We start from the raw sequence: 20,615 nt of genomic DNA, 5'->3' as shown, positions 1-20,615 counted from the left end.
CCCCCTAGGCGAAGGTCGCGGCCAGGGCCTCGGCCAGGCCGGGCACCAGGCCACCGCCGGTGAGGACCTCCGTCGAGGAGTCCTTCTCGCGCAGCCGAACGGCGGACTCGCGCGAGCCGTCGCGCAGCACGGCCACGGTGATGCGGACCTCCTGCCGCTCCGGGTGCCCGGCGACCCACTTCGCCAGCTGCTTGTCGCTCAGCCCCTCCGGTACGGAGGCCTCCGCCGACGGCGGCAGCATCAGGCGCTCGACGGTCAGCGCGCAGCCGACCACGGCCTCGGGCCAGGCGATGGTGCCCAGGAACTTGTCGAGCGGGGTCCCGGCCGGGACGGTGTCCTGCTCGATCGGGGTGAGGGAGCTCTTGCCGGCGTCGTCCGTGTCGAGGCCGAGCTGCGAGGCCAGGTGCGGCTCCTGCTTCTTGAGCCGGGCGGTGTCGACCAGCGCGAACAGCCGCGCGGGCTTGTCCCAGCCGAGGCCGGCCGCGTACTCGTCGATCTCGAGACAGGCGCGGGTCAGCGGGCCGGCCGCCATGGGAGTGCCGGGGGAAGGCGAAACGTTGGACATGGACAACATCCTGCCTCCTTTCCCCCGCATACCGGGAACTGACCGGAGCCTCAGTAAGTTGCATGAATGGGCTCTACGATCGGGGGTCCGTTCAATACCAGTACTCAGCGACTTTCGAGGTGCGCACCTTGGCTTTCCAGATGCCGGACCGCGGCGGAGGCCCTTCCGGGCCACGGATGAGAGTCGGCCGCCCCTCCCGGCGTGCACGCACTCTCCTCATGACCCTGGGCGTGCTGGCCGTCCTGGGAATGCTCTTCATCATGTTCGCTGGCTTCTGGACGGACTGGCTCTGGTTCCGCTCCGTGAAGTACACCACCGTGTTCACCACCACCCTGTGGACCAAGATCGGCCTCTTCGCCGTCTTCGGCCTGCTGATGACCGGTGCGGTCGGGCTGAACATCTGGCTGGCGCACCGGCTGCGGCCGCCGCTCAGCGCGATGTCGATGGAGCAGCAGAGCCTCGACCGGTACCGGATGAGCATCGCCCCGTACAAGAAGTGGCTGCTGCTCGGCATCTCGGTGCTCGTCGGCCTGATCGCCGGGGCCTCGGCGGCCGGCCAGTGGAAGACCTGGCTCATGTACGTGAACGGGGTGCCCTTCGGCACGAAGGACCCCCAGTTCCGCATGGACGTGTCCTTCTACACCTTCGACCTGCCCTGGTACCGCTTCCTGCTGGGCTTCGGCTTCGCCGCCGTCGTCCTGTCGGTGATCGCCGCGACCGTCGTGCACTACCTCTACGGCGGACTGCGCGTGACCAGCCCGGGCGCTCGGGCCACGGCGGCCGCGACCGGGCACCTCTCGGTGCTGCTCGGCCTCTTCGTCACGCTGAAGGCGGTCGCGTACTGGCTCGACCGGTACGGCCTCGCCGTGAAGTCCAGCGACTTCAAGGCCGCCGACAACTGGACCGGCCTGCGCTACGTCGACGCGAACGCCTACCTGCCGGCGAAGACGATCCTCGTCGCCATCGCCGCGATCTGCGCCCTGCTGTTCTTCGCGACGCTGTGGCGCCGCACCTGGCAGCTGCCGGTGATCGGCTTCGGGCTGATGGTGCTCTCGGCGATCCTGATCGGCGGGCTCTACCCGGCCATCGTGCAGAAGTTCCAGGTCCAGCCGAACGAGCAGGCCAAGGAATCCCCGTACGTCCAGAAGAACATCAAGGCCACCCGCGACGCCTACGGGATCGCCGGAGCCGAGGTCAAGGACTACCCGGGCGCGCCGCAGACCGAGGACCGCACCAAGCTGCGGTCGGCGGCCGACACCACGGCCAGCCTGCGCCTGCTGGACCCGAACATCGTCTCGCCCGCCTTCCAGCAGCTCCAGCAGGTCAAGGGCTACTACGCCTTCCCGTCCACGCTCGCCGTCGACCGCTACAGCGGCCAGGACACGGTCATCGGCCTGCGCGAGCTCAACATCGGCGGCATCCCGAAGAACAACTGGATCAACGACCACTTCAAGTACACGCACGGCTACGGCGTGGTCGCGGCCAAGGGCACCACCGTGAAGGACGGCGCCCCCGACTTCACCCAGTCCGACCTCCCGTCCAAGGGGATGTTCGGCACGGACTTCGAGCAGCGCATCTACTACGGCGAGCAGACCAAGCAGTACTCGATCGTCGGCGGCCCGCAGAAGGAGCTCGACTACTCCGACGACAAGGGTGAGAAGGAGACCAGCTACCAGGGCGACTCCGGGGTGAACCTGGACAGCCCGGTCAACCGGGCTGCTTACGCCCTGACGTTCAGCGAGCCGCAGATCCTGTACTCGGGCGCCATCGGCGACGGCTCGCGCATCCTCTACAACCGGACGCCCAAGCAGCGCGTCGAGGCCGTCGCCCCGTGGCTGACCATCGACGGCGCTCCGTACCCGGCCGTGATCGACGGCCGGATCAAGTGGATCGTCGACGCCTACACGACCACCAACGGCTACCCGTACGCCTCACGCACCACGCTGGGCCAGAGCACGGCGGACTCGCTGACCAACAGCCAGCGCGCCGTGGTGGCCCAGGAGAACCAGGTCAACTACATCCGCAACTCGGTGAAGGCCACCGTCGACGCCTACGACGGCTCGGTCGACCTGTACCAGTGGGACACCCAGGACCCGGTCCTGAAGACGTGGATGAAGGCCTTCCCCGGCACGGTGAAGCCCAAGAGCGAGATCGCCAAGCCGCTCATGGACCACCTCCGTTACCCGCAGGACCTCTTCAAGGTCCAGCGCGAGCTGCTGACCCGGTACCACGTCACCGACCCGCAGACCTTCCTCAGCGGCAGTGAGGCCTGGGCCGTTCCGGACGACCCGACGACCAAGGCCGGCACGGCGGTTCCGCCGTACTACCTGTCGATGAAGATGCCGGAGCAGAAGGAGAAGGACCAGGTCTTCTCGCTCACGACGACGTTCACGCCGAACGAGCGGCCCAACCTGAGCGCCTTCATGGCGGTCAACGCCGACCCGGGCACCCCGGACTACGGCAAGATCCGCATCCTGAAGATGCCGACCAGCAAGCCGCCGGAGGGCCCCGGCCAGGTGCAGAGCAAGTTCCAGTCGGAGCCGAAGATCGCCGAATCAATCCGCCTGCTGCGCGGTGGTGACTCGGAGATCGAGTACGGCAACCTGCTCGCGGTGCCGCTCGACGGCGGGATGCTCTACGTCGAGCCGGTGTACGTCCGCAGCTCCGGCCTGAAGTACCCGCTGCTGCGCAAGGTGCTGGTGACCTACGGAAACCAGACCGCCTTCGAGGACACCCTGGAGAAGGCGCTGAACGTGGTGTTCGGGGCCGAGGCCCCGACCACGCCGGTGCCGCCGGCGCAGCCGCCGGGAGAGGGCACCGTCACGCCCCCGACCAACCAGGACCCGACGGTGAAGGCGGCTCTCGCCGACGCGCAGAAGGCCATCGAGGATGCCGAGAAGGCGCGGCAGTCCGGCGACTGGGCTGCATTCGGCAAGGCCCAGGACGAGATCAAGGCCGCGCTGAAGCGGGCGATCGACGCCGAGGCGAAGGCCACGCCCCCTCCGTCGGGCGGCTGATCACTTATGGGTGAGGGCTCCGTCCCGCGTCGTGATACTGTGGTGTCACCGACGCGGGGTGGAGCAGCTCGGTAGCTCGCTGGGCTCATAACCCAGAGGTCGCAGGTTCAAATCCTGTCCCCGCTACTGAAGACGAAGGCCCGGATCCATGGGATCCGGGCCTTCGTCATGTTCGGAGCGGACACGCGGTAGCTGGGACGGGTGAGTTGGGGCAGGAGCGTGTTTGACTTACCCCACTGTGGGCATGTCGACAAAACGCTGTAGTGACCTCACTGACTGCGACATACCAGGTGTACGCGGGTAGCAGGTGATGCGACGATGGGATTTATGGGGGACAGGTCAACTCTGCTGGAGACAGGGCGGTTTGTGAGGGCGCAGGCCGAAGCGGGCACAGGAGCCAACGAGTCGGCACCCGTTGCCGACACGCAGACCGCGCTGACCGATGCGGATTTCGCGCAGGAGATGTTCGCCGAGACCGACGCGGCGAGCGACGCCGAGCTGGAAGCCCGGCACCGGGTGGCCGCCGACAAGGGCGACCCCGGTGCCATGAGCGTGCTCGGCGCGCTCCTGCTGCGCCGCGGAGACCTGGACGGAGCCGAGCCGTACCTGCGGGGGGCCACCGCCGAGGGGGACCGCGCCGCCGCCAACAACCTGGGTGTCCTGCTGCTCCAGCGCGGCTACCCCGAGGAGGCCGCCGGCTGGTGGCGGGTCGCCGCCGTGGCCGGGTCCGCGCCCGCCGCGCACGCCCTGGGCCGTCATTTCCGTGAGCGCGGGGACGAGCCGGCCGCCGAGTACTGGCTGCGCCAGGCGGCGGAATCCGGCCATGCCCTCGGCGCATACGGGCTGGCCGACCTGCTGGAGCACCGCGGGGACAAGGGCGTGGAGCGGTGGTTCCGCGCCGCCGCCGAACAGGGCCACCGCGAGGCCGCGTACCGGCTGGCCAGGCACCTGCGCAAGGGCGACCCCGCCGAGGCCGAGCAGTGGTACCGGCAGGCCGCCGCCCGCGGGCACCGCCGCGCCGCCCTGCACCTGGGTGCGCTGCTGGAGGCGCGCGGCGAGTTGAAGGAGGCCGGTCGCTGGTACCTGACCTCCGCCAAGCAGGGGGAGGCGCGGGCCGCGTGCGCGCTCGGCTTCCTGCTGCGCGACGCCGGCGACGAGGACAGCGCGGCCGCATGGTGGCACCGGGCGGCGCAGGACGGCGACGGCAACGCGGCGAACGCCCTGGGCGCGCTGCACGCCGCACGGGGCGAGACCGAGACCGCCGAGCGCTGGTACCGGACCGCCATGGACGCGGGCGATCAAAACGGGGCGTACAACCTTGCTCTGCTGTGCGCTGCACAGGACCGGACCGCCCAGGCCGAGCAGTGGTACCGGCGTGCCGCCTACGCCGGACACCGGGAGGCGGCCAATGCGCTGGCCATCCTGCTGCTCCAGGGCGGTGACGCCGCGGGTGCGGAGCCGTGGTTCTCGAAGGCCGCCGAGGCGGGCAGCGTCGACGCCGCCTTCAACCTCGGGATCCTCTTCGCCAGCCGCGACGAGGACCGCACGGCGCTGAAGTGGTACGAGCGGGCCGCCTCGGCCGGGCACACCGACGCGGCGCTCCAGGTCGGGATCGCCCTGGTGCGGGACGGCGAGGAGCGGGCCGCCGAGCGGCACCTGCGCTGCGCGGCCGGTGGCGGCAGCGCGGAGGCGGCGTTCCGGCTGGCCGCGCTGCTGGAGTCGCTGGCGCCCCCGCCGGAGCCGCCGGCGCTGGGCGAGCCGGTGGGCGGGGCCCCTCGTACCGAGAGCGAGGAGTGGTACGAGCGGGCCGCCGAGCTCGGGCACCGCCGTGCGCAGGTGCGCGTCGGCATGCTCGCCGCCGCCCGCGGTGACATGGAGGCGGCCGCCCGCTGGTACCGGGAGGCGGCCGAGGCGGGATCCCGCAACGGCGCTTTCAACCTGGGGCTGCTGCTGGCCCGCGAGGGCAGCGAGCCGGAGGCGGCCCTGTGGTGGACCCGTGCGGCGGTGGCGGGCCATGGCCGCGCCGCCCTGCGGCTGGGGCTGCTCGCGGCCCGGCACGGCGACCTCGCGGAGGGCCAGAAGTGGTGCGCCCGCGCCATGGAACTGGGCCCGGCGGAGGTCTCCGAGCGCGCGGCCCGACTGCGCGAGGCGCTGGCGGAGGAACTGTCGGCGTGAGGCGGCCACCGGAGCTGGGTTAACCGATTTGCATCTGCCGGGGGCCGTCACGTAACGTTGGGTTCACCGACGCGGGGTGGAGCAGCTCGGTAGCTCGCTGGGCTCATAACCCAGAGGTCGCAGGTTCAAATCCTGTCCCCGCTACTGAAGCCTCAGGGCCCGGATCCACTGGATCCGGGCCCTGAGGCGTTTCCGGACCGTTTCCACCGGCGAAGTGAAGCGCCCGGAGGCGGAAAAGACCCGGACCCGCAGGGGCCCGGGTCCTGTCCGCCCGACGGGATCAGGCGCCCGCGCAGTTCGGGCAGACGCCGCGGTAGGTCACCTCGACCGCCGACACGACGAAGCCGAAGCGCTCCGAGTCCGGCAGGTCCGCCAGCGGGTTGCCCGCCGGGTGCACGTCGCGGATGGCGCCGCACCGGGCGCAGACCAGGTGCTGGTGGGGCCGGTGGGCGTTCGGGTCGTAGCGCTTGGCGCGGCGGTCCGTGGCCACTTCCAGGACCTCGCCCAGGGAGACGAGCTCACCGAGCGTGTTGTAGACGGTCGCGCGCGAGATCTCGGGCAGCTTGGCCACGGCGCGGGCGTGCACCTCGTCTGCTGTCAGGTGCACGTGGTCACCGTCGAGCACCTCGGCCACGACGCGCCGCTGTGCCGTCATGCGCCAGCCGCGTCCGCGAAGTCGTTCCAGCAGGTCACTCATGGACACCAGCCTAACAGCGTGGGGATTCGGTGTAACTACCGAACAGGTATGGAGTTGGATACTTGCTTGAGTTGGACAAAGTCCATTGTAGGATCGAGTACGGCGAACGCTAAGGACAGGACACGCAGTGACGACGCAGGAGGCGCACGTGACGCAGGGACCGCTCACCACGGAGGCCGGGGCGCCGGTGGCCGACAACCAGAACAGCGAGACGGCCGGCATCGGCGGCCCCGTCCTGGTCCAGGACCAGCTCCTGCTGGAGAAGCTCGCGCACTTCAACCGGGAGCGCATTCCGGAGCGCGTGGTGCACGCCCGGGGCGCCGGCGCGTACGGCACCTTCACGCTCACCCGCGACGTCTCGCAGTGGACGCGCGCGAAGTTCCTCTCCGAGGTGGGCAAGCAGACCGAGACCTTCCTGCGCTTCTCCACCGTCGCCGGCAACCTCGGCAGCGCCGACGCGGTACGCGACCCCCGCGGCTGGGCGTTGAAGTTCTACACCGAGGAGGGCAACTACGACCTCGTCGGCAACAACACCCCGGTGTTCTTCATCAAGGACGCCATCAAGTTCCCCGACTTCATCCACACCCAGAAGCGCGACCCGTACACGGGCTCGCAGGAGGCGGACAACGTCTGGGACTTCTGGGGCCTGTCACCCGAGTCCACCCACCAGGTGACCTGGCTGTTCGGTGACCGCGGCATCCCGGCGTCCTACCGCCACATGAACGGCTACGGCTCGCACACGTTCCAGTGGAACAACGAGGCCGGCGAGGTCTTCTGGGTCAAGTACCACTTCAAGACCGACCAGGGCATCAAGAACCTGACCCAGGCCGAGGCCAACAGGCTGGCCGGCGAGGACCCCGACTCCCACCAGCGCGACCTGCGCGAGGCCATCGAGCGCGGTGACTTCCCGACCTGGACCGTGCAGGTCCAGATCATGCCGGCGGCCGACGCGGCGACCTACCGCTTCAACCCGTTCGACCTCACCAAGGTGTGGCCGCACGCCGACTACCCGCCGATCGAGATCGGCAAGCTGGAGCTCAACCGCAACCCGGAGAACGTCTTCGCCGAGGTCGAGCAGAGCATCTTCTCCCCGGCGCACTTCGTCCCCGGCATCGGGCCGTCCCCCGACAAGATGCTCCAGGGCCGCCTCTTCGGCTACGGCGACGCCCACCGCTACCGCGTCGGCATCAACGCCGACCACCTGCCGGTGAATCGTCCGCACGCCACCGAGGCGCGCACCAACTCCCGTGACGGCCACCTCTACGACGGCCGCCACAAGGGCGCGAAGAACTACGAGCCGAACAGCTTCGGCGGCCCGCGCGAGACCGGCCGCCCGCTGTGGCAGACGGTCGCGGTCACCGGCGGCACGGGCAACCACGCCGCGCCCGTGCACAGCGAGGACAACGACTTCGTCCAGGCGGGCAACCTCTACCGCCTGTACTCCGAGGACGAGAAGGGCCGTCTGATCGACAACCTCGCGGGCTTCATCGCCAAGGTCTCCCGCGACGACATCGTCGAGCGCGCGATCGACAACTTCCGCCAGGCGGACGCCGACTTCGGCAAGCGCCTCGACGCCGCGGTCCAGGCCCTCCGCGGCTGACGGGCAACCGCTCGCCGGAGCAGGACGCCGGGCCGCGGCCCTCCCCGGAGGGCGGCGGCCCGGCGCCGTTTCACGCCGGTACGCTGCGCCGCGCCGGCACCCAGCAGCGGATGACGTCGCGCACGGACACGATGCCCACCGGTCCGCCGTGCTCCAGGACGATCAGGTGCCGGAAACCGCCGTGCACCATCGCCTCGGCGGCCTCCTGCAAGGTGGCGTCCGGCGTGCAGAAGACGACGTTGTTGGTGGTGTGCGCGCCCACCGACTCCCGGTCGGGATCGTGGCCCGCGCCGATCGAGTTGAGGATGTCGCGCTCGGTCAATATGCCGATTCCGCTGTGGTCGGGGTCGAGGACGACGGCCGCGCCCACGCGCCGGCCGGACATCAGGCAGGCCGCCTGCCGGAGGGTGTGTGCGGGGCCGAGGGTGAGGATCACGGTGCTCATTGCGTCGCGGACGAGCATGAAGAGAGCCACCTCCTGGGGTGAGTCCCCCCGCTTGGGTGGGTGCGCAGCGCGAAGTCGACTCCAGTGAAACGCTTCACAAGGGCACAAGCGGGGTGATCCTCAGATTCCCACGGACCGGGAGGGCCAGCAAGAAGGCGTGCGAAAGGAGCGCGACCGGCGCGCGGGCGCGTCAGGCGCGCGGGCGGAGCAGGTCCAGCATCTCGTCGTGGAGCAGCCCGTTGGAGGCCGCGGCGTTCCCGCCGTGCACGCCGTCGACCCCGTCCAGGCTGGTGAAGCGGCCGCCCGCCTCCTGGACGACCACCGCGACGGCTGCCATGTCCCACAGGTTCAGCTCGGGCTCGGCGCACAGGTCCAAGGAGCCCTCCGCGACCATCATGTACGGCCAGAAGTCGCCGTAGCCGCGCGTGCGCCAGCACGCCCGCGTCAGATCCAGGAAGCCGGGCAGCCGCCCCTGCTCCTCCCACCCGGTCAGCGAGGAGTACGCGAACGAGGCGTCGCCCAGCGCACCCACCCGGGAGACGCCGATCGGGGCGCTCCCGCCGAGCGCGCCGCCCGAGTACGCGCCCGAGCCCTGCGCCGCCCACCAGCGGCGGCCCAGCGCCGGCGCGGACACCACGCCGACGACGGGGCGGAACACGCCGTCCTCGCCCTCCGCCATCAGCGAGATCAGGGTCGCCCACACGGGCACCCCGCGCACGTAGTTCTTCGTACCGTCGATCGGGTCGACGACCCAGCGGCGCGGACCGCTGCCCACGAGCCCGTACTCCTCCCCGAGGATGGCGTCGTCGGGCCGGGCGGCGCTGATGCCGGCCCGGACGACCTCCTCCGCGGCCTTGTCCGCCTCGCTCACCGGGGTCATGTCCGGCTTCGTCTCGACCTTCAGATCGAGGGCGCGGAACCGCTTCATCGTGGCGGCGTCCGCCGCATCGGCGAGTTCGAGGGCAAGGCGCAGGTCATCGTCATACTCGGGCATGCCCGAACAGTAGCGGGGCTCCCGGGCCCCGGCCAGCGAGGTCCACAGGGCGGCCGGGACCGCACCCTTGACGGCGCACGCGCCCTTGACAGCGCCTGGCGGCCCGTCAACTCTGGCCGGAGAGCCGAGCGGGGAGGCACGGATGCCGGCAGCCCGGGATTCCTTGCTGGACGCGGCTGCGGCGGCGCTCGCGGCGCGCCCCTGGCCCGACGTCCGGATGGTCGACGTGGCCGCCGCGGCCGGCGTGTCGCGGCAGACCCTCTACAACGAGTTCGGCGGCAAGGCGGGCCTGGGCCGCGCCCTGGTCCGGCGGGCCGCCGACCGGTACCTCGAAGGGGTGGACCGGGCCCTGTCGGCCCCGCTGCGGACGCCCGACCGCCTCGCCGCGGTCGCCGAGTGGACCGTACGGGCGGCCCGGGCGCACCCCCTCGTACGGGCCCTGCTCACCGGGAGCTGGGGACCGGGGCTTCCCGCGGCCGGCCGGCGCGAGCCGGGACCGGGGGAGCTCGCCCGGGCCGTGCGCGACCGGGCGGCCGCAGCGCTGACGCCGGGTGAGGACCCGCGGCGGTGCGAGCTGGCGGTGCGGCTGGCCCTCTCCTACGTGATCGCCCCGGGGGAGGAGCCGGGGCCTCAGGAGCTGATCGGGCTGCTCAGTGCGCCGACCCCGACAACTGGAGCCCGACGACCCCGAGGATGACCAGCGTGATCGAGACAAGTTTCAGGGTGGAGACCACGTCGCCGAGGAAGACCATGCCGTAGATCGCGGTACCGGCCGCACCGATGCCCGTCCACACCGCGTACGCCGGACCGACGTCCAGCTTCTTCAGGGCCAGCGTCAGCAGGCCGAAGCTGCCGAGCGCGAAGCAGGCGAAGGCGATCGTCGGCCACAACCGGGTGAAGCCGTGGGAGAGCTTCAGGCAGACCGCGAAACCGGTCTCCAGGAGTCCGGCGACCACGACCAGCAGCCACGCCATGGCGAATGCCTCCCCGCGTCATGTGACATCACGTCACTTGGTGCGATTATGCACTCGTGTCCAGGCGCGCCCTCCCACAAACACGGCCCGCCCACCGGCCCGGTCAGTCGCCCTCGCGGCGCTCCCGGGTCTGCAGCAGCCGCCGCAGCGAGTAGAGCCGCGCCGGATCCGCGTGGCCGTCCTCCACCCACGCGTCGAGCGCGCAGTCCGGCTCGTCGTGGCTGCACGCGCGCGGGCACTCCTGCGTACCGGCCACCAGGTCCGGGAAGGCCAGGATGACCCGGGAGGGGTCCACGTGGTGCAGGCCGAAGGAGCGCACCCCCGGGGTGTCGATGACCCAGCCGTCGCCCGAGGGCAGCGGCAGCGCCAGCGCGGAGGTGGTGGTGTGCCGGCCGCGGCCGGTGACCGCGTTCACATGCCCGGTGGCACGCTGGCGGCCCTCGGCGACCAGCGAGTTCACCAAGGTGGTCTTCCCGACCCCGGAGTGGCCGACGAATGCGGTGATCCGGCCGGTCAGGCGCTCGCGGACCCGCTCGGCCGCGTCACCGACGGCCAGCTCCTCCCGGTTGGTGACCACGTAGTTCAGGCCGAGCGTCGCGTAGATCTCCAGGATCTTGTCCGCGGACGTCAGGTCGGACTTGGTGAGCACCAGCAGCGGCTCCAGCCCGGCGTCGTACGCCGCCACCAGACAGCGGTCGATCATCCGCGGCCGCGGCTCCGGATCGGCCAGGGCCGTCACGATCGCCAACTGGTCGGCATTGGCGACGACCACCCGCTCGTACGGATCGTCGTCGTCCGCGGTGCGCCGCAGGACGGACTTGCGCTCCTCGATCCGCACGATCCGGGCCAGGGTGTCCTTCCTGCCGGACAGGTCGCCGACGATCCACACCCGGTCGCCCACGACCGCGGCCTTGCGGCCCAGTTCCCGCGACTTCATCGCGGTGATCGTGCGGTCGTCGACCAGGCAGGTCAGCCGGCCGCGGTCGACGGTCAGGACGAAACCCTCGGAGGCGTCCTCGTGCTTGGGCCGGATGTTGGTCCGCGGCCGGTTGCCCTTGGGATTGGGCCGCTGGCGGATGTCGTCCTCGTCGGTGTGCTTGCCGTACCTGCGCATGACGGGCCCTACGCTCCCGCACCCGCTTCGGGTCCCGCGTCCCCGGCCAGCATGTCCGTCCACATCCTCGGGAAGTCCGGCAGGGTCTTGGCGGTCGTGGCCACGTTCTCGATCTGCACACCCTTGACCGCCAGGCCGATCACCGCGCCCGCGGTGGCCATCCGGTGGTCCTCGTACGTGTGGAACACCCCGCCGTGCATCCGGCGCGGCCGGATGTGCAGGCCGTCCTCGGTCTCGGTGACGTCGCCGCCCAGCGCGTTGATCTCCTTGGTCAGCGCCGCCAGCCGGTCCGTCTCGTGAAGCCGCAGGTGCGCGACGCCGCGCAGCACCGACTCGGAGTCGGCCAGGGCCGCCACCGCCGCGATGCCCGGGGTGAGCTCGCCGACCTCGCTCAGGTCGACGTCGATGCCGTGGATCCGGCCGGAGCCGGTGAAGACCAGGCCCGCGTCCGTCAGTTCCCAGGACCCGCCCATCTCCGTGAAGATCCGGCGCAGCGCGTCGCCGGGCTGCGTGGTACGGCGCGGCCAGTCGGGGACGGTGACCGTGCCGCCGGTGATCAGGGCCGCGGCCAGGAAGGGCTGGGCGTTGGACAGGTCCGGCTCCACGACCATGTCGCGGCCCAGCAGGGCGCCCGGAGAGACCCGCCACACGTCCTTCTCGCCGCCTGCCTCAGGGGTGTCGACCTGGGCGCCGGCCGCGCGCAGCATCTCCACCGTCATGCGGATGTGCGGCATCGACGGCAGGTTGCCGCCCACGTGCCGGACCTCGACGCCCTGGTTGAAGCGGGGCGCGGACAGCAGGAGGGCGGAGACGAACTGCGAGGAGTTGCTGGCGTCGATCTCGACCGTGCCGCCCTCCAGGGCCCCGCCGCCCTGGACGGTCATGGGCAGGGCGCCGCGGCCGTCGTCGTCGATGCGGGCGCCGAGCGTGCGCAGCGCGGTGATGACCTGGCCGAGCGGGCGCTCGTAGGAGCGCGGGTCGCCGTCGAAGCGGATGTCGCCGTCGGCGAGGGTGGCGACGGGCGGCAGGAAGCGCATGACCGTGCCGGCGTTGCCGACGTCCACCGTCGTCGGACCGTGCAGCGCCGCCGGGATGACCCGCCACGCCTCGCCGCTCGCGCCGGCGCCTGCGGAACTGGAGGAGACGGTCTCCTCGATGCCGACGCCCATCGCGCGCAGCGCGTCCGACATCAGCTGGGAGTCGCGCGAGCGCAGCGGCCGGCGCACCCAGCCCGGCTCGGAGGCGAGGGCCGCGAGCACCAGGGCACGATTGGTGACCGATTTGGACCCCGGCACCGTGACGGTGGCGTGGACGGTCCCATCGGCGAGCGGAGCGGGCCAGAGGGCAGGGGCGGGGGTCTCGGTCATGGCCCCCACTTTAGTGGCTTCCTCCGGACCCGGATCTTGATCGCTGTCCGGTCTCAGAGGGTGGTCACAGGCCCAGCAGCCAGCGGCCGCCGCCGACCAGCGAGCACAGTGCGACCACGTGGAAGAAGAGCAGCCACACCACGGGGTGCAAGTGGGTGAGGCGCCCCAGCTGGTCGGCGTCGGAGTCGGGCGCCCCGCCGCCCCGCCGCTTGGCACCCAGCTCGAAGACCGGCCGGACCCCGCCCAGCAGCAGGAACCACACGACGAGATAGGCGAAGCCCGCCTGCACCTCGGCCGGAGTCAGCCAGGACACCAGCAGGAAGGTTCCGCCTGTCACGATCACCGTCAGCGCCCCGTACGCGTTCCGGATCATCACGAGCATGGCCACCAGCAGGGCCGTGGCCGCCCACAGCAGCAGCGTGATGCGGTGGGCCGACAGCAGGGCCGCCCCGCCGAGGCCGAGCAGCGAGGGCGCGGTGTAGCCGCCGGCCGCGGTCAGGATCATGCCCACACCGGTCGGCCTGCCCCGGCTGACGGTGACCCCGCTCGTGTCGGAGTGCAGGCGTATCCCGCTCAGCCGCCGCCCGGTGAGCAGCGCGAGCAGGCCGTGGCCCCCCTCGTGCGCGATGGTGATGGCGTTGCGCGACAGCCGCCACAACGGGCGGGGCCCCACGGCAGCCAGCGCCACCAGGGCCGTCACGATCACCAGCCACCGGTCCGGTGCGGTCTGTATGCCCGTGAGCCGGTCCCACAGGCCGGCCGTCGTGCTGCTGTCCATGAGGTGGCGGACTCCTTGCGGTGGTGTGTGGTGGACATGGCAGTGTGACAGGCATGTGCGGACGGTATGCAGCCAGTCGTGGACCGCAGGACCTCGTGGAGGCCTTCGGCATCGAGAAGTGGGAACCGGAGGAGGCCTTGGACCCCGACTTCAACGTGGCACCGACCAAGCAGGTTCACGTCGTCCTCGACCGTCCCCTGAAGGACGCTGCGGATCCGCGTCCGGTTCGCCAGTTGCGCGTCCTGAAGTGGGGACTCGTGCCCTCCTGGGCCAAGAACCCCGACGGCGCCGCCCGGATGATCAACGCCCGATCGGAGACCCTGCACGAGAAGCCGTCGTTCCGCCGCCCGTTCGCCCAGCGCCGCTGCATCATCCCCGCCGACGGGTACTACGAGTGGGTCACCGCCCACGACGAGCGGCAGCTGGAGGTGGAGGGGAAGAAGAAGCGGCCCCGCAAGCAGCCCTACTTCGTCCTCCCCGCGGACGGCTCGCTCTTCGCCATGGCCGGCATCTACGAGTTCTGGCGCGACCGGACCCTGCCCGACGAGCACCCCCTCGCCTGGTGGGCGACCTGCTCCGTGATCACCGCCGAGGCCGAGACGGGCCCGCTGGGGGTCGCCCCCGCCGAGGGCCCGCGCTCGCTCTCCGAGATCCACCCGCGGATGCCGCTGATGCTGACCCCCGACCGCTGGGACGCCTGGCTGGACCCGGCGAACACCGACACCGAGGGCTCCCTGCGCGAGCTGCTCGCACCGCCGCCGGGCGGGCTGATGCGGGCCTACCCGGTGTCCACCGCCGTGAGCAACGTGCGCAACAACGGGCCGGAGCTGCTGAAAGAGCTGGCCGCGCCGGAGGAGGGAACCCTCTTCTAGGTCGAAGGAGGGAAGCCTTTCCGGGCGGCACACCACCCCGCCCCGCCGGGTCCCGACCGGCAGGGACGGCACGATGGGTCCATGAGCACGCGTACCGACAGTGTCGACACCCCGGCGGGCGAAGCCCGCGTCACGTGGCACCCCGCACCGGGCGCCCGCCTCGTCCTCGCCGTGAGCCACGGCGCCGGCGGCGGCATCGAGGCCCGGGACCTCCAGGCCCTCGCCGCCGCCCTGCCCGCCCGCGGGATCACGGTGGCACTCGTCGAACAGCCCTGGCGGGTCGCCGGCAAGAAGGTCGCTGCCGCGCCCAAGGTGCTGGACGAAGGCTGGCGCGGGCTGTGGCCGGCGCTCGCGGAACCGGGGCTGCCGGTGGTCGCGGGCGGCCGCAGCGCCGGGGCGCGCGTGGCCTGCCGCACGGCCACCGAACTGGGCGCCGCCGGAGTGCTGGCCCTCGCCTTCCCGCTGCACCCGCCGGGCCGGCCCGAGAAGTCCCGGGCCGCCGAGCTCACCGGAGCAGGCCGGCCCGCCCTCGTGGTCCAGGGCGACAGGGACCCCTTCGGCCGCCCGGACGAGTTCCCCGAGCCGGTCGGGCCGCACCCGTACGAACTCGTGGAGGTCGCCCACGGCGACCACGGTTTCGCGGTCCCGAAGAAGGCCGCGACCACCCAGGAGGAGGCACTGCGGACGATCACCGACGCAGTCGGGGAATGGCTCGCGCGCCTTCCCGCGTGACACCCGCCACACGGGCCGCCATCCGGCCCGGAAAGGCCGAAAACCCCTGGCGCGCCGGGGAATGCGCCGCCCCGCCCCCGATGTTGTCCCACATGTCGGTACACACGGAACGTCGGAGGAGAGGGAGCGCATGACCCAGGTCATCAGCCAGAACCGTCCGCAGGCCGCTGACCTGGACTGGACGGTGCTGCCCGCCCCCAAGCGCAGCCCGCTTCGGGCGGCGGAGGGCCGGGAAGGTCGACTATTCTCCGATTCGAGCGGGTCCGCTTTCGGAGCCGCCACGCAGTCGGAGGAGGTGGGTCCTGTCGCTGGGACCGACGAAGGCCACGCGGAGGAGACGACGCCGGAGCGCAATGCGCGCTTCGAACGGGACGCCCTCGGCTACCTCGACCAGATGTACTCGGCCGCCCTGCGCATGACGCGCAATCCGGCCGACGCCGAGGACCTGGTCCAGGAGACGTACGCGAAGGCATACGCGTCCTTCCACCAGTTCCGCGAGGGCACCAATCTGAAGGCGTGGCTGTACCGCATCCTGACCAACACGTTCATCAACTCCTACCGCAAGAAGCAGCGCGAGCCCCAGCGCAGCGCCGCGGAGGAGATCGAGGACTGGCAGCTGGCGCGCGCCGAGTCGCACATGTCGACCGGACTGCGCTCGGCCGAGTCGCAGGCGCTCGACCACCTGCCCGACTCGGATGTGAAGGAAGCCCTGCAGGCCATTCCGGAAGAGTTCCGCATCGCGGTCTATCTTGCAGACGTAGAGGGCTTTGCGTACAAGGAGATCGCGGACATCATGGGTACACCCATCGGAACGGTCATGTCGCGACTGCACCGTGGCCGCCGTCAACTCCGCGGAATGCTGGAGGACTACGCCCGTGAGCGCGGGCTGGTTCCCGCGGGCGCGGGAGAGGCGAACGACCGGAAAGGCTCGGGCTCATGAGTTGCGGAGAGCCGCACGAGACAGAGTGCTCTGAGGTCCTGGACCACCTGTACGAGTTCCTCGACCATGAGATGCCCGACAGCGACTGCACGAAGTTCGAGACCCACTTCGGCGAGTGCAATCCCTGTCTGGAGAAGTACGGGCTGGAACAGGCCGTCAAGAAGCTGGTCAAGCGCTGCTGCGGGTCGGACGACGTGCCGTCCGACCTGCGGTCGAAGGTGATGGGCCGGATCGAGCTGATCCGGTCGGGGCAGGCGGTGCCCGACCACGACGTCACCGCCGACCACCCCGCTCCCGGCTGATTCGCACCGCTCCGGCCGAACTGCTGAACACCCGCCCCCGGAAGAACAGTTCATTCACCCGAATGTGCTAATCCGGGGGCGTCCACATGGCGTAATACGAAAATGTGGCCCGCCCCGCTCGGGGCCCCACCTATTCTCCCCAATCGATACCGGTCCGATTCGGCACCCGGCGTGCACGGCCCGGGGGAGGAGAGCGCCATGCGGGGTCTTCCGCCGGCCGCGGGCGCACTCGTCCTGTGCGCCGTCCTCGCGGCGGTCGCCTGCGCCGGGCCGGCTCTCGCGGATTCCGCTACGCCCCGGCCCGCCGTGATCCTGCTCGCCGCCCTCCATCTCGGCTGCGAGCTGGCCAGGAGCTGCCCGCTGCCCGGCCGGCGGGTGCCCGAGGGCCTCGGGTCCTTCCTCCCCGTGGTGCTCGCCGCCGTCTTCCTGCTGCCGCCCGCGGCGGCCGCGCTCGCGGCGCTGCCCGGCGGCCTCGCCGCCCCCGTGGTCCAGCGCCCCGCCCTGGTGCGCCGGGCCTGGCACGGCGCCCAGCAGTCCCTGGGAGCCTGGGGCGCGGGCCAGGTCTTCGGGCTGCTCGACGGGCCGGCAGCGCTCGGCGGAGCGCCCCCCGCCGGTCCCGCCGACCTCCCCTACGCGCTGCTCCCCGCGACGGCGGCGGCCGCCGCCCTCTGCCTGGTACTGACCGTCCTTGACGCGGCCGTCCTGGCCGCGGCCGAACGCACGCCGGCCGCCACCGCCGGGCACGGCCTCCTCGGCCGGGCCCTCCTCCCGTACTGCGTCCACGGCCTCGCCGGGCTGATGGCGGCCGTCATGTGGCGCAGCCCGTACGGGATCCCGGCCGCGGTACTCGTCCTGCTGCCGATGTACGTCTCCTGCCTGGTCTTCGCCCAGTACCACCGCGAGCACGCCGCCCACCGGGCCACCATCCGCGCCCTCGTCCAGGCCGTCGACATCAAGGACCGCTACACGCGCGGCCACAGCGAACGCGTCGGCCAGGCCTCCACGATGATCGCCCGCGAGCTGGGAATGGCCGAGGACCGGCTGGAGGTCGTGCGCATCGCCGGGATCCTGCACGACGTCGGCAAGCTGGGCGTCCCCACCCGGCTGCTGCGCAAGGACGGCCCGCTGACCCCGCAGGAGCGCCGGATCATCGAACTGCACCCCGAATACGGGCACGAGATGGTGCGCGGCATCGGTTTCCTGGGCGAGGCCAGGTCGGCGATCCTGCACCACCACGAACGGGTCGACGGCACCGGTTACCCCTACGGGCTGACCGGCGAGCAGATCCCCGAGCTCGCCCGGGTGGTGGCCGTGGCCGACGCCTTCGACGCGATGACGTCCACCCGCTCCTACAGCCGGGCCCGCCCGGTGCCCACCGCCCTCGCCGAGCTGGAACGCTGCGCGGGGGCCCAGTTCGACCCGGTGATGGTACGGGCCCTCACCGCTGCCGTCGGCCGGCACGGCTGGCATCCGGTGGTCACGTCCGACGCCGACCTCCAGGTGATCGACGACCCGGCCCCCGCCGTGGTGCCGGGGCCGGGGCGGCCCGCACCGCAGGCCCCGCCGGCGGGGCACGGCCCGGCGCCCCACCCCCGCACGGACGGCGGTGGCAGGGGGCCGGTCCGCCCCGGCCGGGGCGGGCGGTGAAGGGGGCCGCCGCCCGGGCGGTGCGCGGCGCGGCCGGCGTGCTCGCCGCCGCCGCCCTCGCCCACACGCTGTGGCACGGTCTGGCCGAGCCCGGCGCCGCCCTCGCCCTCGGCACCCTGGTCGCCGTCGGCGAGCTCGCCCGCAGGGACCGGCCGGACACCCCCGGGCGGCAGGCGGCGCCGCTCGGCTCGGCCGGCGCACTGGCCTACGCCCTGCTCGGCCAGACTGCCGGCCAGCCCACCCGGCACGGAGTGCTGGAGACCGTCGCCGTCGTCGCCGCGGCGGCCCTCGCCGGGATCGTCCCGCACGTCGCCCGCGGCCGCGGGCCCGCCGCCGACCACCTGGCCCGCCGGGTGCTCACCGTCGCCTTCGCCGCGGCCTGTTTCCAGCCGCTCCACCCTTCCGGGCGGCTCGCGGAGCGGGTGGGCCACGGCCCGTACCTCGTCGGGCTCCTGCTGATCCTGCTGGGCCTGACCGCCCTGTGCGACGCCCTGCTCGCCGCGGCCCTCGCCCGGGCCCGCACCGGGTGGCCGTACGGGCCGCTGCTGCGCGACGGGCTGCGCGACCAGCTCGGCATCGGCACGGCGGCCTGCGCCACCGGCGCCGCCATGGCGCTGGGCGCGGCCGCCGCGGGCCTGTGGGCCGTCCCCGTCCTCAGCGTCCCGCTGCTGCTGGCCCAGCTGTCCTTCCACCGGATCAGCGAGATCCGCACCACCTACCGCCAGACCATCACCTCCCTGGCCCGGGCCACCGAGGTCGCCGGGTACACCCCGCCCGGCCACTCCCGCCGGGTGGCCGCCCTGAGCTGCGCCGTCGGCCGGGAGCTGGGCCTGTCGGAGCGGGAACTGACGGTGCTGGAGTACGCCGCCCTCATGCACGACATCGGGCAGCTCTCCCTGGTCGACCCGGTACCGGACGGCGCCACCGCCGAGCTGCCCGCTGCCGAGGCCCGCCGGATCGCACGTCTGGGCGGCGAGGTGGCCCGGCAGACGGGGGTGCCCGCCGAGGTCGCCGTGGTGGTGGAGCGGCAGGCGGAGCCGTACCGGGAGCAGCCCGCCCTGGCCCGGATCGTGCGCGCGGTCAACGCGTACGACGACCTCGTCGGCGGCAGCCGTCACCCGGTCGGCCCACTGGCCGCCCTGGAGCAGCTGCGCCTGGGCACGGGGCGGGAGTACCAGCCGGAGGTCGTGGAATGCCTGGCCAGGGTTCTGGCCAGGGGCGGACGTGGCAGAGTGGGGCCCGTTCCACCGGGGTAACCCATGGGTAATGAGCGGCCGTCCGAGTGGGCATGGTTGGATGCGAGTAAGAGTGTCCGCAAGGCTGCACCCAGTCCCCAGCCACCGCTGGGAGGTGCCCCCAGGCAGGCGGGAATCGTGAGGATCTTCGGGAAGGTACGGCATCGGCCCTCCGCCTCGTGGCGGCAGGCCACCGACCGCGCGTTCACGCTGATCGGCGACGGGCGGTACGAGGACGCGGGCGCGCTGCTGACCAGAGCCGCCGACCTGGAGCCGTGGCTCTCCGAGTCGTGGTTCAACCTGGCCCTGCTGCACAAGTTCCGGCACGACTGGGAGCAGGCGCGGGCCGCCGGGCTGCGCGCCGTGGCCCTGCTGGACCGCGAGACCGGGGCTCCCGACTGGTGGAACGTCGGGATCGCCGCCACCGCGCTGCAGGACTGGCCGCTGGCCCGGCGGGCCTGGCAGGCGTACGGGCTGAAGGTGCCCGGGGACTCCCACGGTGCGAACGGCGGGGGCGGCGGCAACGGCGAGCCGGTCGGCATGGAACTGGGCAGCGCCGCCGTGCGGCTCTCGCCCGAGGGCGAGGCCGAGGTGGTGTGGGGCCGGCGGCTCGATCCGGCGAGGCTGGAGGTCCTGTCGATCCCGCTGCCCTCCTCGGGCCGGCGCTGGGGCGAGGTCGTCCTCCACGACGGGGTCCCGCACGGCGAGCGCGTGACGGCGGCCGGCCCCTCCTACCCGGTCTTCGACGAGATCGAGCTGTGGGCGCCCTCCCCGGTCCCGACCTGGGTGGTGCTGCTGGAGGCGGCCACGGAGGCGGACCGCGACGCGCTGGAGCAGCTGGCGTCGGACGCGGGCTTCGCCGCCGAGGACTGGTCCTCGTCGGTGCGGCTGCTGTGCCGGACCTGCTCGGAGAGCGAGATGCCGAGCGACGAGGGCGACGGCGAGCACCTCGATCCGCACGACCACAGCGAGCCGGGGCACCCCGGACCGCTGGGGCACCGTACGGCGGGCTCCGGCTCCCTCTGGGTGCCCGAGCGCGAGTGCGGCATCGCGGCGCCGGCCGGACTGGTACGGGGACTGCTCGACGGCTGGGTCGCCGACAGCCCGGACAGCCGCGAGTGGCGTGATCTCGAAGAAGTCTGCTGAGCCGGGGCCGTAGGC

19 protein-coding genes and 2 tRNA genes are annotated in these 20,615 nt (G+C 72.2%); 13 read left to right on the top strand and 8 right to left on the bottom strand.

Features of this window, described 5'->3' with window-relative positions; translation table 11 throughout:
- Positions 1 to 4: 4 nt before the first annotated feature.
- Positions 5 to 574, bottom strand: coding sequence for a PPA1309 family protein (locus IF89_RS0123615; protein ID WP_078628460.1), 570 nt, complete (start codon positions 572 to 574; stop codon positions 5 to 7).
- A 131-nt stretch (positions 575 to 705) separates the two neighbouring features.
- Here IF89_RS0123615 and IF89_RS0123610 point away from each other — a divergent pair, with 131 nt between their 5' ends.
- From IF89_RS0123610 to IF89_RS0123595, 4 genes are all read left to right on the top strand, one after another.
- On the top strand, positions 706 to 3,582 hold the full coding sequence (locus tag IF89_RS0123610; RefSeq protein ID WP_051807487.1) for a UPF0182 family protein: 2,877 nt from the start codon (positions 706 to 708) through the stop codon (positions 3,580 to 3,582).
- 52 nt (positions 3,583 to 3,634) lie between these two features.
- Positions 3,635 to 3,708, top strand: a tRNA-Met gene (locus IF89_RS0123605).
- A gap of 192 nt (positions 3,709 to 3,900) precedes the next feature.
- Positions 3,901 to 5,757, top strand: coding sequence for a tetratricopeptide repeat protein (locus IF89_RS0123600; RefSeq protein WP_107047341.1), 1,857 nt, complete (start codon positions 3,901 to 3,903; stop codon positions 5,755 to 5,757).
- Positions 5,758 to 5,827: 70 nt separating this feature from the next.
- Positions 5,828 to 5,901, top strand: a tRNA-Met gene (locus IF89_RS0123595).
- A 136-nt stretch (positions 5,902 to 6,037) separates the two neighbouring features.
- Here IF89_RS0123595 and IF89_RS0123590 read toward each other — a convergent pair.
- Positions 6,038 to 6,454 carry a Fur family transcriptional regulator gene (locus tag IF89_RS0123590; protein ID WP_030658790.1) on the bottom strand — a complete coding sequence of 139 codons (417 nt, stop codon included), beginning with the start codon at positions 6,452 to 6,454 and terminating at the stop codon, positions 6,038 to 6,040.
- 148 nt (positions 6,455 to 6,602) lie between these two features.
- Between IF89_RS0123590 and IF89_RS0123585 the strand changes: the two genes are divergently transcribed.
- Positions 6,603 to 8,054 (top strand): catalase, encoded by a 1,452-nt coding sequence (locus tag IF89_RS0123585; protein WP_030771522.1) that lies wholly within the window; start codon positions 6,603 to 6,605, stop codon positions 8,052 to 8,054.
- Positions 8,055 to 8,124: 70 nt separating this feature from the next.
- Here IF89_RS0123585 and IF89_RS0123580 read toward each other — a convergent pair whose 3' ends face one another.
- Together IF89_RS0123580 and hisN are read right to left on the bottom strand one after the other, a co-directional pair.
- Positions 8,125 to 8,517 carry a cyclic nucleotide-binding/CBS domain-containing protein gene (locus IF89_RS0123580; protein ID WP_030771521.1) on the bottom strand — a complete coding sequence of 131 codons (393 nt, stop codon included), beginning with the start codon at positions 8,515 to 8,517 and terminating at the stop codon, positions 8,125 to 8,127.
- A gap of 172 nt (positions 8,518 to 8,689) precedes the next feature.
- Positions 8,690 to 9,493, bottom strand: a complete 804-nt coding sequence (hisN, locus tag IF89_RS0123575) for a histidinol-phosphatase (RefSeq protein WP_030771514.1) — start codon at positions 9,491 to 9,493, stop codon at positions 8,690 to 8,692.
- A gap of 142 nt (positions 9,494 to 9,635) precedes the next feature.
- Here hisN and IF89_RS0123570 point away from each other — a divergent pair, with 142 nt between their 5' ends.
- The gene (locus IF89_RS0123570) at positions 9,636 to 10,190 is read left to right on the top strand and encodes a TetR/AcrR family transcriptional regulator (RefSeq protein ID WP_051807485.1); all 555 of its coding nucleotides are present in this window, start codon (positions 9,636 to 9,638) and stop codon (positions 10,188 to 10,190) included.
- Here IF89_RS0123570 and IF89_RS0123565 read toward each other — a convergent pair.
- From IF89_RS0123565 to IF89_RS0123550, 4 genes are all read right to left on the bottom strand, one after another.
- Positions 10,144 to 10,467: a DMT family transporter gene (locus tag IF89_RS0123565; protein ID WP_030771509.1), complete on the bottom strand. Its 324-nt coding sequence runs from the start codon at positions 10,465 to 10,467 to the stop codon at positions 10,144 to 10,146. The two genes, IF89_RS0123570 and IF89_RS0123565, sit on opposite strands and share 47 nt — an antisense overlap.
- Before the next feature lie 103 nt (positions 10,468 to 10,570).
- The gene (gene rsgA / locus IF89_RS0123560) at positions 10,571 to 11,581 is read right to left on the bottom strand and encodes a ribosome small subunit-dependent GTPase A (protein WP_030771504.1); all 1,011 of its coding nucleotides are present in this window, start codon (positions 11,579 to 11,581) and stop codon (positions 10,571 to 10,573) included.
- A gap of 8 nt (positions 11,582 to 11,589) precedes the next feature.
- Positions 11,590 to 12,948: a 3-phosphoshikimate 1-carboxyvinyltransferase gene (gene aroA, locus IF89_RS0123555; protein WP_030771499.1), complete on the bottom strand. Its 1,359-nt coding sequence runs from the start codon at positions 12,946 to 12,948 to the stop codon at positions 11,590 to 11,592.
- Between the two features lie 64 nt (positions 12,949 to 13,012).
- Entirely contained in the window at positions 13,013 to 13,726 is a 714-nt protein-coding gene (locus tag IF89_RS0123550; protein WP_030771497.1) for a M50 family metallopeptidase, read from the bottom strand.
- Between the two features lie 53 nt (positions 13,727 to 13,779).
- Between IF89_RS0123550 and IF89_RS0123545 the strand changes: the two genes are divergently transcribed.
- The 7 genes from IF89_RS0123545 to IF89_RS0123515 all read left to right on the top strand — a co-directional run bounded on the left by IF89_RS0123545 (position 13,780) and on the right by IF89_RS0123515 (position 20,600).
- On the top strand, positions 13,780 to 14,598 hold the full coding sequence (locus IF89_RS0123545) for an SOS response-associated peptidase (RefSeq protein WP_030771491.1): 819 nt from the start codon (positions 13,780 to 13,782) through the stop codon (positions 14,596 to 14,598).
- Between the two features lie 81 nt (positions 14,599 to 14,679).
- Positions 14,680 to 15,330, top strand: a complete 651-nt coding sequence (locus IF89_RS0123540) for an alpha/beta family hydrolase (RefSeq protein ID WP_030771486.1) — start codon at positions 14,680 to 14,682, stop codon at positions 15,328 to 15,330.
- A 295-nt stretch (positions 15,331 to 15,625) separates the two neighbouring features.
- A complete protein-coding gene (locus IF89_RS0123535) occupies positions 15,626 to 16,270 on the top strand; it encodes a sigma-70 family RNA polymerase sigma factor (RefSeq protein WP_030771483.1) in 645 nt (214 codons plus the stop codon).
- On the top strand, positions 16,267 to 16,572 hold the full coding sequence (gene rsrA, locus IF89_RS0123530) for a mycothiol system anti-sigma-R factor (protein WP_030771481.1): 306 nt from the start codon (positions 16,267 to 16,269) through the stop codon (positions 16,570 to 16,572). Before IF89_RS0123535 ends, rsrA begins: the two co-directional genes overlap by 4 nt.
- A 198-nt stretch (positions 16,573 to 16,770) precedes the next feature.
- On the top strand, positions 16,771 to 18,219 hold the full coding sequence (locus IF89_RS0123525) for an HD-GYP domain-containing protein (protein ID WP_078628458.1): 1,449 nt from the start codon (positions 16,771 to 16,773) through the stop codon (positions 18,217 to 18,219).
- Positions 18,216 to 19,475: an HD-GYP domain-containing protein gene (locus tag IF89_RS0123520; protein ID WP_030771475.1), complete on the top strand. Its 1,260-nt coding sequence runs from the start codon at positions 18,216 to 18,218 to the stop codon at positions 19,473 to 19,475. Before IF89_RS0123525 ends, IF89_RS0123520 begins: the two co-directional genes overlap by 4 nt.
- Before the next feature lie 117 nt (positions 19,476 to 19,592).
- A complete protein-coding gene (locus tag IF89_RS0123515; RefSeq protein ID WP_030771473.1) occupies positions 19,593 to 20,600 on the top strand; it encodes a tetratricopeptide repeat protein in 1,008 nt (335 codons plus the stop codon).
- Positions 20,601 to 20,615 lie beyond the last annotated feature (15 nt).

The organism is Streptomyces sp. NRRL F-2664 (assembly GCF_000719345.1).
Lineage (GTDB): Bacteria > Actinomycetota > Actinomycetes > Streptomycetales > Streptomycetaceae > Streptomyces.
The sequence above is the reverse complement of the archived record's forward strand: the minus strand, read 5'-3'. Positions and strand labels throughout refer to the sequence as shown.